19 protein-coding genes are annotated in these 16,735 nt (G+C 44.0%); 7 read left to right on the top strand and 12 right to left on the bottom strand.

What is annotated here, in order from left to right:
• Positions 1-19 precede the first annotated feature (19 nt).
• The 6 genes from MHH89_RS17845 (at position 20) to MHH89_RS17870 (ending at position 4,551) form a co-directional block, all read left to right on the top strand.
• Positions 20-817, top strand: coding sequence for a sulfite exporter TauE/SafE family protein (locus tag MHH89_RS17845; protein ID WP_076098819.1), 798 nt, complete (start codon positions 20-22; stop codon positions 815-817).
• 279 nt (positions 818-1,096) lie between these two features.
• Positions 1,097-1,594, top strand: a complete 498-nt coding sequence (locus MHH89_RS17850; RefSeq protein WP_076281974.1) for a DedA family protein — start codon at positions 1,097-1,099, stop codon at positions 1,592-1,594.
• Between the two features lie 30 nt (positions 1,595-1,624).
• Complete coding sequence (locus MHH89_RS17855; protein ID WP_076144587.1) at positions 1,625-2,188, top strand: class I SAM-dependent methyltransferase; 564 nt, start codon at positions 1,625-1,627, stop codon at positions 2,186-2,188.
• 31 nt (positions 2,189-2,219) lie between these two features.
• Complete coding sequence (locus MHH89_RS17860) at positions 2,220-2,900, top strand: response regulator transcription factor (protein ID WP_036685458.1); 681 nt, start codon at positions 2,220-2,222, stop codon at positions 2,898-2,900.
• Between the two features lie 55 nt (positions 2,901-2,955).
• Positions 2,956-3,990, top strand: a complete 1,035-nt coding sequence (locus MHH89_RS17865) for a sensor histidine kinase (protein WP_341004322.1) — start codon at positions 2,956-2,958, stop codon at positions 3,988-3,990.
• Between the two features lie 6 nt (positions 3,991-3,996).
• The gene (locus MHH89_RS17870; RefSeq protein WP_081383349.1) at positions 3,997-4,551 is read left to right on the top strand and encodes a class I SAM-dependent methyltransferase; all 555 of its coding nucleotides are present in this window, start codon (positions 3,997-3,999) and stop codon (positions 4,549-4,551) included.
• A gap of 181 nt (positions 4,552-4,732) precedes the next feature.
• Here MHH89_RS17870 and MHH89_RS17875 read toward each other — a convergent pair whose 3' ends face one another.
• Positions 4,733-5,518 carry a TrmH family RNA methyltransferase gene (locus tag MHH89_RS17875; protein WP_076280285.1) on the bottom strand — a complete coding sequence of 262 codons (786 nt, stop codon included), beginning with the start codon at positions 5,516-5,518 and terminating at the stop codon, positions 4,733-4,735.
• A gap of 41 nt (positions 5,519-5,559) precedes the next feature.
• Positions 5,560-6,219, bottom strand: a complete 660-nt coding sequence (locus MHH89_RS17880; RefSeq protein ID WP_036685517.1) for a potassium channel family protein — start codon at positions 6,217-6,219, stop codon at positions 5,560-5,562.
• 234 nt (positions 6,220-6,453) lie between these two features.
• On the opposite strand from MHH89_RS17880, the gene MHH89_RS17885 reads away from it, so the two are divergent.
• Complete coding sequence (locus MHH89_RS17885; protein WP_076130310.1) at positions 6,454-6,690, top strand: small acid-soluble spore protein SspI; 237 nt, start codon at positions 6,454-6,456, stop codon at positions 6,688-6,690.
• Between the two features lie 100 nt (positions 6,691-6,790).
• On the opposite strand, the gene MHH89_RS17890 is transcribed toward MHH89_RS17885, so the two are convergent.
• From MHH89_RS17890 to MHH89_RS17935, 10 genes are all read right to left on the bottom strand, one after another.
• The gene (locus MHH89_RS17890; RefSeq protein ID WP_076130309.1) at positions 6,791-8,389 is read right to left on the bottom strand and encodes a peptide chain release factor 3; all 1,599 of its coding nucleotides are present in this window, start codon (positions 8,387-8,389) and stop codon (positions 6,791-6,793) included.
• Between the two features lie 556 nt (positions 8,390-8,945).
• Positions 8,946-10,496 (bottom strand): glucose-6-phosphate dehydrogenase, encoded by a 1,551-nt coding sequence (gene zwf, locus MHH89_RS17895; protein WP_036685526.1) that lies wholly within the window; start codon positions 10,494-10,496, stop codon positions 8,946-8,948.
• 205 nt (positions 10,497-10,701) lie between these two features.
• The gene (locus tag MHH89_RS17900; protein ID WP_280753757.1) at positions 10,702-11,517 is read right to left on the bottom strand and encodes a YwmB family TATA-box binding protein; all 816 of its coding nucleotides are present in this window, start codon (positions 11,515-11,517) and stop codon (positions 10,702-10,704) included.
• A gap of 193 nt (positions 11,518-11,710) precedes the next feature.
• Positions 11,711-12,364 carry a response regulator gene (locus MHH89_RS17905; RefSeq protein ID WP_036685532.1) on the bottom strand — a complete coding sequence of 218 codons (654 nt, stop codon included), beginning with the start codon at positions 12,362-12,364 and terminating at the stop codon, positions 11,711-11,713.
• Between the two features lie 18 nt (positions 12,365-12,382).
• Positions 12,383-13,417 (bottom strand): sensor histidine kinase, encoded by a 1,035-nt coding sequence (locus tag MHH89_RS17910; protein ID WP_076130326.1) that lies wholly within the window; start codon positions 13,415-13,417, stop codon positions 12,383-12,385.
• 31 nt (positions 13,418-13,448) lie between these two features.
• Complete coding sequence (gene liaF, locus MHH89_RS17915; RefSeq protein ID WP_036685537.1) at positions 13,449-14,096, bottom strand: cell wall-active antibiotics response protein LiaF; 648 nt, start codon at positions 14,094-14,096, stop codon at positions 13,449-13,451.
• A 197-nt stretch (positions 14,097-14,293) separates the two neighbouring features.
• Positions 14,294-14,998, bottom strand: coding sequence for a PspA/IM30 family protein (locus tag MHH89_RS17920; protein WP_036685540.1), 705 nt, complete (start codon positions 14,996-14,998; stop codon positions 14,294-14,296).
• A 3-nt stretch (positions 14,999-15,001) separates the two neighbouring features.
• Positions 15,002-15,469, bottom strand: a complete 468-nt coding sequence (locus MHH89_RS17925; protein ID WP_036685653.1) for a PspC domain-containing protein — start codon at positions 15,467-15,469, stop codon at positions 15,002-15,004.
• 4 nt (positions 15,470-15,473) lie between these two features.
• Positions 15,474-16,151, bottom strand: a complete 678-nt coding sequence (locus MHH89_RS17930; protein ID WP_036685541.1) for a PspA/IM30 family protein — start codon at positions 16,149-16,151, stop codon at positions 15,474-15,476.
• A gap of 44 nt (positions 16,152-16,195) precedes the next feature.
• Entirely contained in the window at positions 16,196-16,501 is a 306-nt protein-coding gene (locus MHH89_RS17935; protein ID WP_076130307.1) for a LiaF transmembrane domain-containing protein, read from the bottom strand.
• Positions 16,502-16,735 lie beyond the last annotated feature (234 nt).

Below are 16,735 nucleotides of genomic sequence, written 5' to 3' on the forward strand. Positions count from 1 at the left end.
AAGGAAGGAACATGCTGTTGTGCTAACTTACTTACTGCTCTTAGTCATCGGGCTAGCAGCTGGCATTTCCGGTTCATTGGTCGGACTTGGCGGCGGGTTCATCGTTGTGCCTGCGTTGGCTTTCCTTTTTCCTGATATGGAGCCTTCACATCTGGCTGGAACATCAATGGCGATGCTGCTTTTCAACTCCATCTCAAGTACGTATGTGTACGCAAAGCAGAAGAGAATCGATTATCAAGCAGCGCTCACCTTTGCCGCCGTTTCGATTCCGGGTTCAGTAATAGGTGCACTCTTTACCAAGCAAATGGGCGGGAGAATGTTTTTCGTAAGCTTCGGTATTTTCTTAATCCTTGTCGCTTTATTGCTCTTGTTCAAGCCGAATAAACCCATCCATTGGCCTTTCAAACCAACCGTGAAGCGAAGCTTTTCCGATAATAGCGGTGCTCATTTCGAATATGCTTATCATATGCCTACCGGCATAATCATCAGTTTTCTTGTTGGCTTTGTAGCAAGCCTATTTGGGATTGGCGGCGGGAGTCTTATGGTTCCGACAATGACCTTACTTCTCGGCTTTGCCCCCCATATCGCTGTTGCAACTTCTATGCTTCAAATTTTCCTGTCAGCTATCGTAAGCACCACAACACATGCCTTTTTATTGAATGTTGAATGGTTTATGGTGTTAGCCCTAGCACCTGGCGCAATTATCGGCGGTCAAATTGGCGCACGCCTGGCAAAACGCCTTCCTGCCAAGCTGCTTTTAAAGCTATTAGCCGTTTTTCTCATCATCGTTTCGCTTCGTTTGATGATGAAAGGGTAGGTCATTATGTAAAAAGTCCTGATGGATCAAGAGTTTCTTGATCCTCAGGACTTTTTTATTGTGACTGTGGGACTGATTCCTTGATATCAACGACATTTCAAATTGCAAGGCAGAAACGGATCCCTTCTTCTATCATAATTTAGCCCCCTATAAATAAGCGACTTGGCCAATCCTATCGAATTTTAAGTCTCTTCAGGATTTCTTTAGAATTCCCCCACCTAATTCCTCAGTTTTTTTAGTTAAGATTTCTGTATTGAAGTAAGCGAAGGAGGTGGCATATTGGCCAGTAATACCGTCTTAGAGCTAATCAATCAGTATGGATATCTGATTTTTTATCTTGCTTTCACGTTAGGCCCTTTTGGAATTCCAATCCCTAATGAAATTACAATCCTCACTGGAGCTACCCTAAGCCACATGGGGATTATCAATTCCTGGATGACTTATTTCTGCATTTTATCAGGGCTATTAACGGCCTTTACGGTTGCCTACTTTGCAGGTAAATTCTTTGGGCAAAAGCTGAAGTGCAAATTTGAAGCTAACAGACATTTTAAAAAAGCAGAGCAGATTCTAAAAAAACGTGGGTGTACAGCTATGTATATCGGCATGTTTATTCCAGTTGTACGTTACATCATTCCCATGTTGATCGGGCTCAGCGGTACAAGCTATAAACGATTTGCCCTTATTTCATATCCCAGTGCTTTAAGTTGGACCTTACTGTTCTTTTTTGTAGGAACGTACTTTGGAGATCACATCCTATCAAAATTAATAAACATCTAAATCAATTCTAAAATTATGGAGGAATTCCGAATGAGCTTCAATGAAAAACTCTTATTTTTAAGAAGTTTTATTCATGATCCAAAACAGGTAGGCAGTGTTACCCCGAGTTCCCGGTTTCTGGCACACAGCATGGTTAACCAAGCCCCTTGGCATGAAGTTAAAGCAGTCGCTGAACTTGGATCAGGTACAGGTGCAATCACCCGTGTAATCAATACTAAGGTAACTAGTACAACGAAAGTGTTACTATTTGAGATGGATAAAACCATGAGGCATAACCTGAAGACAAGCTATCCGGACTTTTCCTGTTATCATAATGCTGCTAGTTTAGTAGAAACAATTAAAAGTTCACATATTCATCAGTTGGATTGTATTTTTAGTGGGCTGCCCTTTTTCAATTTTGAGCCCGAATTAAGAAATACATTGGTTGAACAGATCTACCAATCCCTTAAACCTGAGGGATTATTTATTGCCTTTCAGTATTCACTTCAAATGAAGAAGCAACTCTCCGAATATTTTAATATTGATACAATAAAATATGTGCCATTTAATTTCCCTCCCGCTTTCGTCTACGTCTGTCGTAAAAGGGAAACATAATAAAATAACTATAGAAGAGGGGCAGCTTCCATTGAATACAATTCTTGTTGCAGATGATGATTCTGAAATTCGAGATGTGATTCATGTTTACTTAAGAAATGAAGGTTACCAAGTGCTTGAAGCTGCAGATGGTCAAGAGGCGTTGAGTACAATACAAACAACATCCATTCAACTGGTTATCCTGGATGTCATGATGCCTCAAATGGACGGTATCACAGCCTGTCTCAAAATTAGGGAAATATCAAATATCCCAATTATTATGCTCTCAGCCAAGCAAGAGGACATTGATAAAATCACGGGTCTAACTACCGGGGCAGACGATTACATGATCAAACCGTTTAATCCACTGGAACTACTGGCCCGTGTAAAAGCTCAGTTACGGCGTCAGTCCTTAATTGGAAAGGAAGAATTCAACTCTCTGCTTATAATTAAAAACCTGATCATAGATAAAAATAAACATTCCGTAAAGTTAAATGGAATTGAAGTTTCATTAACTCCACTAGAGTTTGCGATTTTAACCCTGCTTGCAAGCCGGCCTGGGCAAGTTTATAGTTCGGAGCAAATTTACGAGAGTGTATGGAAAGAGCCTTACGGATATTCTGACAATACCGTAATGGTTCATATTCGTAACTTAAGAGAAAAATTAGAGGAAAATCCAAGAGAACCTCTGTATATTAAGACAGTCTGGGGAGTTGGTTACAAAGTTGATTAAAATCATACGAAATCTACAAATAAATAAACGCATTCAATCCAATATCTTAATCAGGATGGTGTTGAGTTTCATAATTACCATTGCGATAAATACCTCACTTAGCATCTTGTTCTTTCATTTTGGAAATGCAACAAAATTGGATTGGGTGTTCAATTTTCTTGCCTACCTTCTTACTCCGATGTTTTTCATTATTTTCGTTATTACTTTTTTTACATTGACCCGGCGAATCGTCAAAGATTTAATTGCGCTGGAACAAGGACTTCAGATTATATCCGAAGGTAATTTGAGTTATCGGGTAAATGTTGTGCGCCAAGATGAACTAGGACTGGTGGCTTTGAACATCAACCGGATGGCAGAGCGCTTAGAGCAACAGATCATCAAGGAACGCGAAATAGAAAAATCCAAGATGGAGATGATCACGGGGATTTCACACGACTTACGTACCCCTCTTACAAGTATTATCGGGTATATTGAGCTTTTACGTACAGAATCGTACCAAGATAAAAAAGAATACACACGTTTTATTCAAAACACCTATAACAAGGCGCTTCATTTGAAGAAACTCCTCGATGATTTGTTTGAATATACCCGACTTAATTCGGTGGACTCCCGTTTAAATCTGGAGAGAATCGATTTGTCACAGCTTTTGAATCAATTATTGTTCGAATTCGAACCAATCGCTCAAGAAAACAATGTGCATCTTATAAAAGATATAGATAAGAGTCCAATCATCACCTTAATCGACAGTGAGAAAATAGCCAGAGCCATAGATAATCTACTTATGAACGCCTTAAAATATTCCATCAGCCCGGGAAGCATTAGCATACGAATTACAACTGATTCTGTACACTGTACCATTGAGATTGAAAATAAAGGAACTCCCCTCTCACAGGATCAAGAAAACCGTCTATTTGACCGATTTTATAAGGTTGACCACTCAAGAAAAAGCCAGGGAATTCAAACCGGAGCAGGACTTGGTCTTTCGATAGCTAGGAATATTGCTGAGTTGCACAAGGGTACTTTAACGCTTAAACACACTCATGACGTCTTCACATTCCAACTGAGATTGCCTTTCGGAGAGGATTGCTAATTGATTATGTCTGAATACTTACTTTTCTTACAAGGCTTCCTCAAAGATCCAAAGCGGGTAGGAAATATTCTACCCAGTTCGCAATTATTAGCCAATAAAATAGTCCAGTCTGTACAATGGCATAATGTAAATGCCGTTGCAGAACTTGGAGCTGGTACAGGTGCTATTACACATCTCATGACATCACAATTAACGAATTCTACAAAAGTGCTTTTGTTTGAGCGGAATAAAAAAATGAGAGAACACTTAAAAGCAATTTATCCGGAATGCATTTTCCATTCCAACGCCAGCTACTTACTCAAGAAATTGAACCAGGAAGGCATCCGTGAGTTAGATTGCATAATTTGCGGATTACCATTTTTTAATTTTTCAATTGAAATGCGTGACAAAATCCTACATCAGATTGTTAAGTCACTTAAACCAGGCGGAATTTTAGTTGCATATCAGCACTCGCTGCACATGAAAAAAAGATGGGCTAAACAACTACTTATTGAGAAAATTGAATTTGTGCCTTACACTTTCCCTCCAACATTCGTATATATTTGTCGTAAAAAAGAATGACAGATGAATATTCGGAAAACAGTAATTTCTAAAGAATGTATAAGTATTGAGAATGGAAATGACCAGGCCAATATGCAGCCAATACTGTTGCAGGATTATAAAAAAGTCCTGATGATCAAGATTATCTTGATCATCAGGACTGGATTTAGTGTGAGAAAACTACGTTACAAACGGTGATAATTTATCCCCGCTGTCTCATTCCCTCAAACAGCAAAATCGTCGCCGCCATTGCGGCGTTCAGCGATTCCGCGCGGCCTGCCATCGGGATGATGATACTCTTGTCCACGAGTCGCGCCGTTTCCGGCGAGATGCCTTTGCCTTCGCTGCCGATCAGCAGCCACTGGCTGCCGTGGAAATTGTGCTCATAGCACGATTCTTCGCCCTGCAGCGAAGTGCTCACCAGCAGCGCCCCATTTTCCCGGGCCTGTGGCAAAATCTCACTTAACTCTCCCTCCACCACCGGAAGATGGAACATCGAGCCCATCGTGGACCGGATGGTCTTCGGATTATAGAGGTCGGCACAGCCTTGTCCGAGGATCACTCCGTCTGCTCCCGCTGCATCCGCACTGCGGATGATGGTGCCAACATTGCCGGGATCCTGCACGCCGTCCAGCACAACCACAAGGCTATCCTTCTTCGCTAGGATAGCTTCTACAGCCTGCTGTTCCTTCCGCACGATGGCGAACACCGGCTGCGGCGTATTGGTGCTGCTGCATTTTGAGATGATCGCCGCCGAAACGCCAATCACTTCCATTCCCTGAACGGCCTGAAGCAGCCCCTTAAGTTCAGCAGGCATTCCTTTGTCGAGGTCATAAGCTAGGCATTCCACATCTGCTTCAGCCAGCAGTGCTTCTTGAACCAGATGAACGCCCTCTACGATATATTTACGAGCCTTGTCACGATGCTTTTTCTCCTGTAACCCGGCCCACTCTTTAACCCGCGTATTTTGCGGAGACATGATTTCCATAAAGTCTTCCTTTCTTCTGCCTTGCCATTTATTCTTTGTTCCTACTGATACGCCATCTCCAGCTTCGTCAAATTATCCTTATGCCCAACAATAACAAGGATATCGCCATCGATCAGGCGATCCTCTGCACGGGGAGAGATGTTCATTTCTTCACCTTGGCGAATGGCCATTACGTTGCAGCCAAATCTTGCGCGGATGTCGAGCTCCTGTAGATTTTTTCCGAGCATCGGTCCGGATACCTTCATATCCAGAATACTGTAGTCCGGCGACAGCTCAATATAATCCAATATATTAGGCGAAGCAAGATGATGCGCAACCCGCATTCCCATATCCCGTTCAGGATAAATCACCTTGTCCGCACCAATTTTGCTTAATACTTTGCCGTGCAGTTCACCTTTGGCTTTTGCCAGAATTGCAGGCACACCCAGGTCTTTTAGGATAAGTGTTGTCAGGATGCTAGCTTGTATGTCCTCGCCAATGGCTACAACCACCACATCAAAATTGCGAATACCAAGGGCACGCAGCGCCTCCTCATCCGTGGAATCTGCAGATACGGCATGAGTTACAATACTTGAAATTTCCTGTGTTCGCTGCTCGTCAGCATCAATCGCAAGTACATCAAACCCCATGCCGCTGAGCGCCTTAGCAACACTAGATCCGAAACGCCCCATACCGATGACGGCATATTGTTTTTTGGCCATGTCTATGTACCTCCCGTAGCATTCTATATCTCAAACAGTATAGCATAAGCCAAGAAGAAACGTCATTGCCGTCCTTATGGATGACAACCGTTTCTCGTAGGAATATAAGGATGATATATATGTGTCAAACTTATACTATCTTATATTTGGACAAAAACTTGAATTTCCAGCACCTTTGCAGGGCACATTATAACGAGGTCAATATCACTATATTTTCAAAAAAGGAGGTACATTATGCCCGTTACCATTGACTTGCGCCAGGCGATTATTCATAAAGTGCACGGTCAATCTGAAGAGGATTTACGTCATATGATTGAAGGCTCTGTGGATGGTCCGGAGGCAGCACTCCCGGGACTTGGCGCCGTGTTCGAAATGATCTGGAAGGATTTAGATCCCGCTAAGCAAGATAGGTTGGTTACCATGCTACATGATCACCTGGAGACTATTACCCCTGGGGATATCACATCGTAAACTGACCGCAACTAGTCAAAAACCTCCGCTCACCATGGTGTAACTTCACCTATGGAGGCGGAGGTTTTATTATTACATTCAGAAAGTTATAGCGTCCTAATTATAGTAATGCTTTTGGAGCCATTTCCAGGAATTTAGCTGTCGGGTTCTTATCCATCGCTGTCCGCATAGCATATTCGTTCTCGAACAACACGACAAAATTGCCCTTCTTATCCGTCACCAACGTTGAGTTGATTCTGAATTTGCTCGCATCCGGCTTAGTATCATCTACAATCCAACGTGCAAACTGGTATGGCATTCTCTGCAACTGAACATCCACACCATATTCACCCTTCATGCGGTACTCAAACACTTCAAACTGCAGTTGTCCAACTACACCAAGCAAAATATCGTCAAAGTTGACCGTGCGGAACACCTGGATCATGCCCTCTTCAGTCAGCTGATCGACACCCTTCTGGAACTGCTTTGATTTCAATGCATTTTTTATACTCACTTTAGCAAAAATCTCTGGTGAGAACGTTGGCAGCTCATCGAATTCCATATCTCCTGCTTGGCTCAAGGTATCACCAATTCTAAAAATACCTGGATCAAACAGACCGATGATATCTCCCGGATAAGCTTCCTCTACGATATCGCGGTCTTGCGCCAAAAATTGCTGTGGTTGCGCCAGCTTGATATCTTTACCGGCACGTACATGCTTCACGCTCATACCCCGTTCGAATTTCCCGGACACAATACGCAGGAAAGCAATCCGGTCACGGTGAGCCGGGTTCATGTTCGCTTGAATTTTGAACACATAACCAGTGAATTTCTCATTCGTTGGTTCTACTACCCCTATAGTACTGCGGCGTGGTTCAGGCTTCGGTGCCAGATCCAAGAAATTATCGAGGAAAGTCTGTACGCCAAAATTGTTGATCGCACTGCCAAAGAACACAGGTGTGAGTTCACCACTTAATACTTTTTCATAGTCAAAAGCATCGCCTGCTACATCCAGCAGCTCCAGATCCTGACACAGTTGATCATGCAGATACTCTCCAGCCATTTCACGAATGATTGGATCACGGTATCCGTCAACCTTTTGAACCTTGATTACGGAATGATCGTCACCTTGGAACAGCTCTACCTGATTTTTCATCCGGTCATACACGCCGCATAGCTCACGTCCGCTACCGATCGGCCAGTTCATTGGCACAGAACGAATACCAAGAACCTGCTCCAGCTCTTCCATCAGATCAAACGGGCTACGTCCTTCACGGTCCAGCTTGTTAATAAAGGTAAAGATCGGAATGCCCCGTTTAGCACATACTTGAAACAGTTTAGTGGTTTGGGCTTCCACACCTTTTGCCACGTCAATAAGCATGACCGCACTATCCGCTGCAGTTAGGGTACGGTAGGTGTCCTCACTGAAGTCTTGGTGACCCGGTGTATCCAAAATGTTCACGCGATGATTCAAATAATCAAACTGCATCACGGAAGACGTTACAGAAATCCCCCGCTGCTTCTCAATTTCCATCCAGTCACTCGTCGCATGTTTATTCGCTTTACGGGCCTTAACCGTTCCCGCCAGACGGATCGCGCCACCGAATAACAGCAGTTTCTCCGTTAAAGTTGTTTTACCCGCATCCGGGTGGGAAATGATCGCAAAGGTTCTGCGTCTATCCACTTCCTTTTGCAGCTTCTGATCTATTGCTTTGTTCATTACGCATATCCCTTCATATATAAAATTCCTGCTTCTGCTTCAATTACACTGGGGTTCATCAAATCGGTGCTCTGCTCATTGTTCATACCCCTTCATTTCTGAATGAATAGCTCTTAGGTCTAGCTCCAGTCCGCTTCAAGTGAAAGCATCCTCTAAAGTATATCAAAATCCGGCAGACATTATCTACTAAAAAGCGCGTGCCGCAAAATATCTCCCAAATGGTCTGGATTATGATCCCCACATATCATCGCTCAAGAAAATAGATGTATTTCCTACACTTACTTGAAGTATTAGCATTTTCATTAGCCTTTAGTTGCATTTGATGCAATTAAAAATAAGTTGTGCACGCTTTTCCGCCTTATCCGGTGATTATAGTTGCAGAAAATACATCTAAAAAACTAATCACAACGAGATAAGCGATTTTAATTGTACAAAGTGCAGTTATTAGAACAGTGCCCAGATCCCCTAAATACCGCCTGAAGTCCGATCTTTTAGATCTTAGCATTACAAAAAATCTCCCTGCATCCTCTGCAGGGAGATAGCATTAACTCAAGGTTTAGTTATTCTTCAGCCAAACCACATTATCTTCATCTTGGCCGTTTACAGGCCACCAATGGAAACCTTCTTTAGCAAGCAGTTCATCTGCTTCCACTGGACCCCAAGAGCCAGCAGGATAAGAAGATAAGTCGCTAGACTCTTCGCTCCATGCTTTCGCAATACGATCCACGAATGACCATGCCGAGGATACCTCATCCCAACGAGTGAAATAAGTGGAATCGCCGCGTGCGGCATCATGTAACAAGCGCTCATATGCTTCCGGAGAATTGATTCCAACCAGGCAGCTCTGACAGAAGTCCATAGCCAGCGGTTGAATCTCAGACTCTGAACCTGGTTTCTTGGCATTAATCTTTACATAAATGCCTTCCATTGGGTTCACACGGATTACAAGGAGGTTAGGCTCAAGTTTATGCTTTTGTCCCAAATAAACGTTGGTTGGCATACCTTTGAACTCAACTACCACTTCCGTCGTCTTCACTGGGAGACGTTTACCTGTACGGATGTAGAAAGGAACTCCAGCCCAGCGGAAGTTATCTACAAATACACGGGCAGCAAAATACGTCTCTGTATTCGACTCAGGGTCAACCTTATCTTCCTGACGGTAAGCAGGAAGGGTTTTGCCTTGGTGTAAGCCTTGAATATATTGTGCTCTTACGACATTCTCACGCACCTCATCAGATGTCGCATAAGGACGAAGGGAACGAAGTACCTTCACTTTCTCATCCCGAATATCTTCTGCGAGCAGACGGCTTGGTGGTTCCATAGCAATCATAGTCAGCAGTTGCAGTATATGATTCTGGCCCATGTCCCGTAAGGCTCCCGCATGGTCATAGTAACCACCGCGTTCTTCTACACCTACGGTTTCGCCAAGTGTAATTTGAATATTGGCAATATGTTTATTATTCCAGAGCGGTTCGAAAAAAGCATTAGCAAAACGAATCACTTCGATATTCTGTACCATTTCTTTACCAAGATAGTGGTCAATCCGGTAAATTTCCTCTTCTTTGAAGACCTGACGAATCTGTTCGTTCAGCTGTTCAGCCGACTCCAGATTATAACCAAAAGGCTTCTCAATTACGAGGCGATTCCAACCCGTACTATCCAGCATCCCGCCAGCTTTAAGATTGAAGGAGACACTGCCGAACAATTCAGGCGCCAGCGCAAGATAGAACATCCGATTGCCCGGAATACTGAATTTCTCTTCAAGAACTTCAGTTTGTGCTCTTAACTCGCGGAAACCATCAATATTGTTAATGTCCAGAGATTTGTATTCGAAATGCTGAACAAACTCATTCCATTCGCTTTCTTCTCCCGCTTTGTAACGGCAGAATTCAAGGATGGATTCCTTCACATCACTTCTAAATTCTTCCTGAGTACGCGGGCGCCGCGCCACGCCAATTACCGCAAAATCTTGTGCCAGCTTACCTTCACGGTACAAGCTGTAAATCGCCGGGAAAAGCTTACGCCGGGCTAAGTCTCCGGTTGCCCCAAAGATAAAAAAGACAGCACCGGGTGTGTGCAGTGCATCAAGGGTTTGATTTTCAGCCATGGCTCCTCATCTTTCTGTATGTAATATAGTTTATTGACATGCTCAGCGTCGGTACTAACATAAGGTGAATAACGACGTTATGTCATTTTAGCATATTCCTAAAAAGGATGCTATCACATTCCTGACAAATACTCTCGGGATTTCGCAAATTTCAATTAATATTTCTTATTATTAACTATATCTGCGCTTATATAAGAGAAAAATGTCAATATTCGATGGTTATTAAAGGAAAGCCTATAGTTACGCGGTTTGTCCCCTTCTGATCTTCATGATGCACTGCGATTTGGGCAGAAACTGACTGATTTCCACTCATCACGAAGCGATTCAAATTAGGAATCGAATACGTACGGCTAACCGTTGAGATATCCTTGTAGCTTTCTCCTCCGGTCACAGCTTCAAACCGGTCATGCATCAATGACTCCGTCTGTGCTAGAACTTTTTCAGGTGCTCCCTGTTCTTGCGCGCTTCCTTGAAGGGATACATTCCATTCCGCCTTAATTTTATTCTGTTCAAGAATCATACTTACTTCACGAGCAGCCGCTTGAAAGCTGGCTTCATTTTGCAGATCAGCCGCTTCTAACGTTACAATCACATAACTGTTGCCTTCGCTAAGCTCACTCCAAAATAAGGAGAGCCGCGATTCATATGGTTTTACAGCTTCTGTACGATACGTCATATGTCCATCTTCCTCAGTACCTGACGGTACATTCAATCCGAGACTTGTGCTTAGCTTAGCAACTTCGGCAGACAGATCCGCGTAATTGCTGCTTTCTCCCTGCCACTTTAACACTAAACGCAGCGGTGAATCAGAAACGGTTGTTTCTTTTCCGAGATCAATTAAGCTCACAAGAGCATGATTCAGTTCGGCTCCTGTTGAAGCTTGGTTAACGCCCTCATCAAGAACGGTTGAATTCGCTTTAACACTTTGCAGATTAACTAGCAGAGCCGCAGCGCAGCACACGATTATCATTATAAAAAAAGTCCTTTTTTTTGTTCCGTTGTTCAGCTTCATCTTCCGCATATGTCATTCTCCCTTCGAACCTCTCTAGCAATCTACTAGACAGTATGTTCGAATTAGGAGATTCTATACCTGAAATATCCCCACCAAGTGAGGGTTTATACTTCGATGCGTACTCAAGTACTTTGCGGGAGCCCCAAAACACACTTTCTTGTACAATAAAAAGGACTGAAGCAGAGGCTTCAGTCCTTTATTGTTATTCAGCTAGTCCATTTTTATATGCATAAATTGCTGCTTGGGTCCGGTCTTCCACGCCCAGCTTCGCGAGAATATTCGTCACATGAAATTTCACAGTTTTGATTCCAATAATTAGTTGATCGGCAATATCCTGATTGGATTTACCTTGCGCCAACAGACGTAATACTTCCATCTCGCGCTCCGTAAGCTCTTTATAAGCAGGTGATTCTCCTTTTGCATTGTTTCTAAAACGGTTCATCATTTTAGAGGCCACCTGTGACTCAAGCACGGACTGTCCTCTTGCCGCAGCGCGGATCGCATCCGCCACTTCACTAGCCCGCGAAGTCTTCAGCAGGTAACTAAAAGCGCCCGCTTCAATAACAGGATACATCTTTTCATCGTCCAAATAGCTTGTAAGAACAATAACTTTGATCTCTGGGTACTGCTTCATCAGCTGTTTAGTCGTTTCTATGCCATCCATCCCATCCATTACGAGATCCATTAAGACCACATCGGGATTGTACTCCTGAGCCAGCCGAATGCCTTCTTCTCCACTTCCAGCTTCACCTACGACCTCAATTCCATCCTCGGTACCTAAAACCGCTGCTAGTCCGATCCGTACCATTTCATGATCATCTACGAGTAGTACTTTAATCGCTTCCTCCATCTCCATGGTTACTCTTTCCTCCTATTATTCATTGACTAACGGAACGGTAATCTCAATACGCATCCCTTTACCCGGAGCGGTAATGAACTGAATGGAGCCTCCGATTTCATTAATCCGCTCCTGCATGTTCGACAAACCATAGGAAGCTTGTTTGGTGTCGTCCATCTCAAAGCCGATCCCATCATCACGCAACGTCAAGCGAACTGTATCTCCCCGTCTATGCAGCCGGATTTCCATTTTTTCTGCCTTCGCATGACGAAGTGTATTAGAAATCGCCTCTTGGACGATACGGAACAAGTGATTCTCTACCCCTTTTAACAGCTGCACATCAGGGTCCATTTCAAATACAATTTCGATTGGAACCTTGATCTTAAGCTCCTTGATCAATTCCTGCAGACCTTGTTCGAGGCCCTTTCCTTCCAAATAAACAGGTCTCAAATGCAGCAGCAATGCCCTCATCTCCGATTGGGCAACGGCAGACATTTCTTCTATAAGCGCAATTTGCCGCTGGGCTTTATCGAAATCTTTCTCCAAGGTCCGGCCCACCGCCGTGGCAGTCATGGAGATTGCAAATAGCTGCTGGGAAACAGCGTCGTGCAGTTCACGCGCAAGCCGCTGCCGTTCCTCCATAATAGCAGATACCCGCGCCTGCTCCGCAAGCTTCGCGTTATTCGTGGACAACCGCTGCAGCGTCGTCACTTGATTCTCCCATTTGCCGCTAATCCGGCCAAGCTGTTCTCCGAGCCTTCCCAGCTCATCATCACCTAGATCCGGCATGGACAGCGTCAAATTCCCCTTTTCCCATAATACGAGGGTCTGCCTAAGACGTTCCAACTGCCGCTTCACACGAAAGCTCTGATAAAAGCCATAACCAATCCCAAAGCCCATAGGCAGAAGAATTAGAGTGACGGCTGTCCGCACGCCAAATTTCCAGCTTTCAAAAGGCTTCAAATAGCCATATGTATACATGACATACATTATCACAAGCAGCATGACCAAAGAGAACAGAGCCCCCTCACCCATGCTGCGTGATATCATGTTTTTGTTCTTTTTTTCCATGCGGGGGACTCTCCCTTCTCTATCAAGCTTTTCAGGATAATCGTACATCTAGATCTCCCATTAAATAAGAAACACTAAATTTCACTTTGTATTCACTGCTGTCATAATTAGCTGATTTCCAATTCAGACGGTTCAACATCCCTGTATCTCGCTGGTTGCCGAATTCAATGGACCCAAAGAGCACAAAAGCTTCAATTTCCACGCCGTAATCATCGGACAGGTTAATGTCCATATCGCCAAAAATCCCTTGAAACAGCATGACCGTTTCCTTATGATCCGCCATAGCTAATGAAAGATCCACATCGGCCTCACCCAGTACATGCCAAGAGCTAAGGCTGTGCATCACCCAAGGTGAGCGGTCCCAGTCAAATCTGGATGAAAAGTTCTGCTTCTGCATAAACCCTTCCTTACGCTGTACTCTTTTGGATTTGGTAAAAAACATCCCAAGTGAGATTAAACAAATCCCCAGCACGAGCACCAAATGGTCCAGCAAAAGCAATACAGCACCTATCCCGAGCAGTTTATAGCCCTGCTTTACTTTGCCTGATGTCGTACGGTAGACTCCCAGCAGCAGGAACAGAAGCGCGACAATGGAGAAAAAGCCGAGCCATCTACCAAAAATCATCATGCAGCCAACAGCAATCAGTCCGATGGCAATCAAACGGTTTCGTTTATCCATTTCGCACCTCCTAAAAGTTTTGCGAAGCAAAACTCATTTTATACTATCGGTTAGATATCCGTCACTATGATGAGGAATATTATCACCGTTAAATATTATAGCTAGCCGCTATAAAAGCCATATCGGTATGGAGATCCATACCGTATGGCTTCTTCTTGTCCAGCATATCATATCCGTCCAAGTTTTAGGAACAGGATTTATTGTTCTTTTTTGTTTAGAGAAGGAGCCGCGGGTGTATCATTCAGCTTGTTTTTCAGTAGCGCCAATTGCTCATCCACTTTCAGTTGCTTCTCAACATCAACGGGTTTGCTATAAGCAGCGGATGGGCTGTAAGGTGCACGCATTACATCTGCTTCAGCCTCAAGCTGCATAATTTTCTCTTCCATCCGGTGGAATCCGAGTGATGCACTGCCACTTTCAATGGAATGTACGCTGCTGATTTGCGACATTTGTTTTTTAGCTTTAGCCATTTGAGCACGGGATACAAGCTCATTACGTTTGTTGCGCAGCTTGTAGAACTCATCCTTCATGTCATGCAGTTGTTGCACTAATTCCTTAGCGTGTACTTCAGCTTGTGCGTGAAGATCACTGTATTCCACTTGCTTTTGGTCAAAGTAGATTTTTTCTTCCAACAGCTTGCGAGTTACTTCTTCTTGGCCATTTTTCAGTGCCAGTTCAGCTTGTGATCCACGTTGTGCAGACATTTTTGCTGCTTCTTCCACACGTTGCTTCATACGGCGTTCGTTCGCCATTTGTTTAGCAACTGTTACTTCTGCTTCGTGAATTTCAGCCTCCATATCGCGCAGATATTGGTTAAGCATTACGATTGGGTCCTCTACCTTATCCAACAAGTCATTTACCGACGCTTTTGTCATATCTTTAATTCTTTGAAATACTCCCATGATTTACAATTCCCCTTTCTCATATTTAGACAGTTTTTGTTTGAGTTCTTCTACTTCTTTTTGCAAAGCCTTCTTCTCAATATCCTTCATCATCGCATCCAAACCGGAGTCCGGTGCGGAATAAGCGTTGTTCTTCTCAAAATTAGGATTGTAATTTGGCTGGCGTCCATAAGGTCCATATCCGCCAGTAGCTTGTGGTCCGTGTCCATGTTCCGGTCTGCCTGAGTAGGGTCCACCGTATGGGCCACCCGGTGCCCCAGGCCCTGGTCCAAATGGATTATAATGCGTCGGTTCCTTAGGAATGACCATTGCTGCAATGAAGTATACCGGAATCACCGCACCACCTGTAAACGGAATGCTGACCAGTAATAGAATCCGGAATAACGTGGAATCAATACCGAGTGTCTCAGATAATCCACCTGCAAGACCCGTCATCACTTTATCTCTTGTTGAACGATACAATCGACTCATAGCGCTACTCCTTTCCACCATTGTTCAGTTTCTCCTTTAGGCGAGCCATTTCTCTTTCGAGTACGGTCGCTACGGTCTCACCCGCTTGCACCGCATATTCCTGTCCCATGCGCCGCAAATCACGCAAGCTCTTTGCTTCTAATTCCCAATCCGACATCTGATCTTCCAGACGACCGAACATTTTGGGAACATCACCACCGTTGCCATAAGCACTGGCTCTTTGATTCATCCGTTGCTGCAATCGCAGCGACTCCATTCGTGCCGAATAATACTGACGTTTGCTGTACACCGTTTGATACTCTATTTTCAGCTCATTCAGCTGTGCTTCAAGTTCAAACAAGGATTGCTTGCTCTGTTCTAGCAGCCCGCTATATTGCTCCAGTTTTTCCTCGTGAATGATCTTTTCTTGTAAAGCCAGCTTCGCGAGATGATCCTCGCCTGCTTTAAGTGCCAACAACGCCTGCTCTTCACGTTTGTTTCTCATGGCAGTTGCTTGGTTCACTTGCTGCTGCAATTGCTTCGTGTGGGAAGCATATTGCTGGTACAGCCTTTCAGCTTCACTGATTTCCTCACGGGTTGAATGTAGAAATTGATCAATTAGTTTCACGGGATCTTGGCTTTGCTCCAGACGTTCGTTTAGATTAGCTACAGTAATATCCCTCATGCGACGAAAAACACTCATGATCTCCTGCTCCCTCCCTGCTTCTTGTTTAAGTACATTGCTTCTTAATAAGTACCCTTGTTACTTCTGCCCTTTAATGCTGATACGCCCCAGACGATCAACGCCACTCCTAGAAGTGGTCCAATGATCCAGGAAAGCTTCGCGATCAGGGACATCACACCAATGAACATCAGCACCCAACCGATAATCTTGCGTCCGCTCTTAATCCCGTAGTACCCGAGAACAACCAGCAATACCGGGAAAAGTAATCTGAACATTCCGTGGATCAGAGGAAGCGCAATGCCGAGCAGCATAACCGCACCAATCACAATCAGTACAACCGCTAATCCGTTTCCTTGTCTTCTTTGCATTTTTTCTCACCGCCTTTCGTTGTCCTTAACCTTATAGCCTTATTCTAGGGTAAATCGCAGACTTTCAAAACAGACCAACGACGGTTTTTCGTACTGGACCTTAGTCGAGGTAGCTGTACGACTACAGACCACTGTTGGGCTAGTTGTAGGTCATAACCAACCTTTGCACATATAAATGGGAATGCTACCCATCAAAAATTAAAAGGACACCACCCTATATAGGTGATGCCCTTT

This window comes from Paenibacillus sp. FSL H7-0323 (assembly GCF_038002725.1).
GTDB classification, from domain to species: domain Bacteria; phylum Bacillota; class Bacilli; order Paenibacillales; family Paenibacillaceae; genus Paenibacillus_AQ; species Paenibacillus_AQ odorifer.

Coding starts and splice junctions, on each gene's coding strand:
- MHH89_RS17855 (WP_076144587.1), top strand. CDS start 1,625: ATGAGCTTCAATGAAAAACTCTTATTTTTAAGAAGTTTTATTCATGAT.
- MHH89_RS17865 (WP_341004322.1), top strand. CDS start 2,956: ATGGTGTTGAGTTTCATAATTACCATTGCGATAAATACCTCACTTAGC.
- MHH89_RS17870 (WP_081383349.1), top strand. CDS start 3,997: ATGTCTGAATACTTACTTTTCTTACAAGGCTTCCTCAAAGATCCAAAG.
- MHH89_RS17875 (WP_076280285.1), bottom strand. CDS start 5,518: ATGGAAATCATGTCTCCGCAAAATACGCGGGTTAAAGAGTGGGCCGGG.
- MHH89_RS17880 (WP_036685517.1), bottom strand. CDS start 6,219: ATGGCCAAAAAACAATATGCCGTCATCGGTATGGGGCGTTTCGGATCT.
- MHH89_RS17885 (WP_076130310.1), top strand. CDS start 6,454: ATGCCCGTTACCATTGACTTGCGCCAGGCGATTATTCATAAAGTGCAC.
- MHH89_RS17890 (WP_076130309.1), bottom strand. CDS start 8,389: ATGAACAAAGCAATAGATCAGAAGCTGCAAAAGGAAGTGGATAGACGC.
- zwf (WP_036685526.1), bottom strand. CDS start 10,496: ATGGCTGAAAATCAAACCCTTGATGCACTGCACACACCCGGTGCTGTC.
- MHH89_RS17900 (WP_280753757.1), bottom strand. CDS start 11,517: ATGCGGAAGATGAAGCTGAACAACGGAACAAAAAAAAGGACTTTTTTT.
- MHH89_RS17905 (WP_036685532.1), bottom strand. CDS start 12,364: ATGGAGATGGAGGAAGCGATTAAAGTACTACTCGTAGATGATCATGAA.
- MHH89_RS17910 (WP_076130326.1), bottom strand. CDS start 13,417: ATGGAAAAAAAGAACAAAAACATGATATCACGCAGCATGGGTGAGGGG.
- liaF (WP_036685537.1), bottom strand. CDS start 14,096: ATGGATAAACGAAACCGTTTGATTGCCATCGGACTGATTGCTGTTGGC.
- MHH89_RS17920 (WP_036685540.1), bottom strand. CDS start 14,998: ATGGGAGTATTTCAAAGAATTAAAGATATGACAAAAGCGTCGGTAAAT.
- MHH89_RS17925 (WP_036685653.1), bottom strand. CDS start 15,469: ATGAGTCGATTGTATCGTTCAACAAGAGATAAAGTGATGACGGGTCTT.
- MHH89_RS17930 (WP_036685541.1), bottom strand. CDS start 16,151: ATGAGTGTTTTTCGTCGCATGAGGGATATTACTGTAGCTAATCTAAAC.
- MHH89_RS17935 (WP_076130307.1), bottom strand. CDS start 16,501: ATGCAAAGAAGACAAGGAAACGGATTAGCGGTTGTACTGATTGTGATT.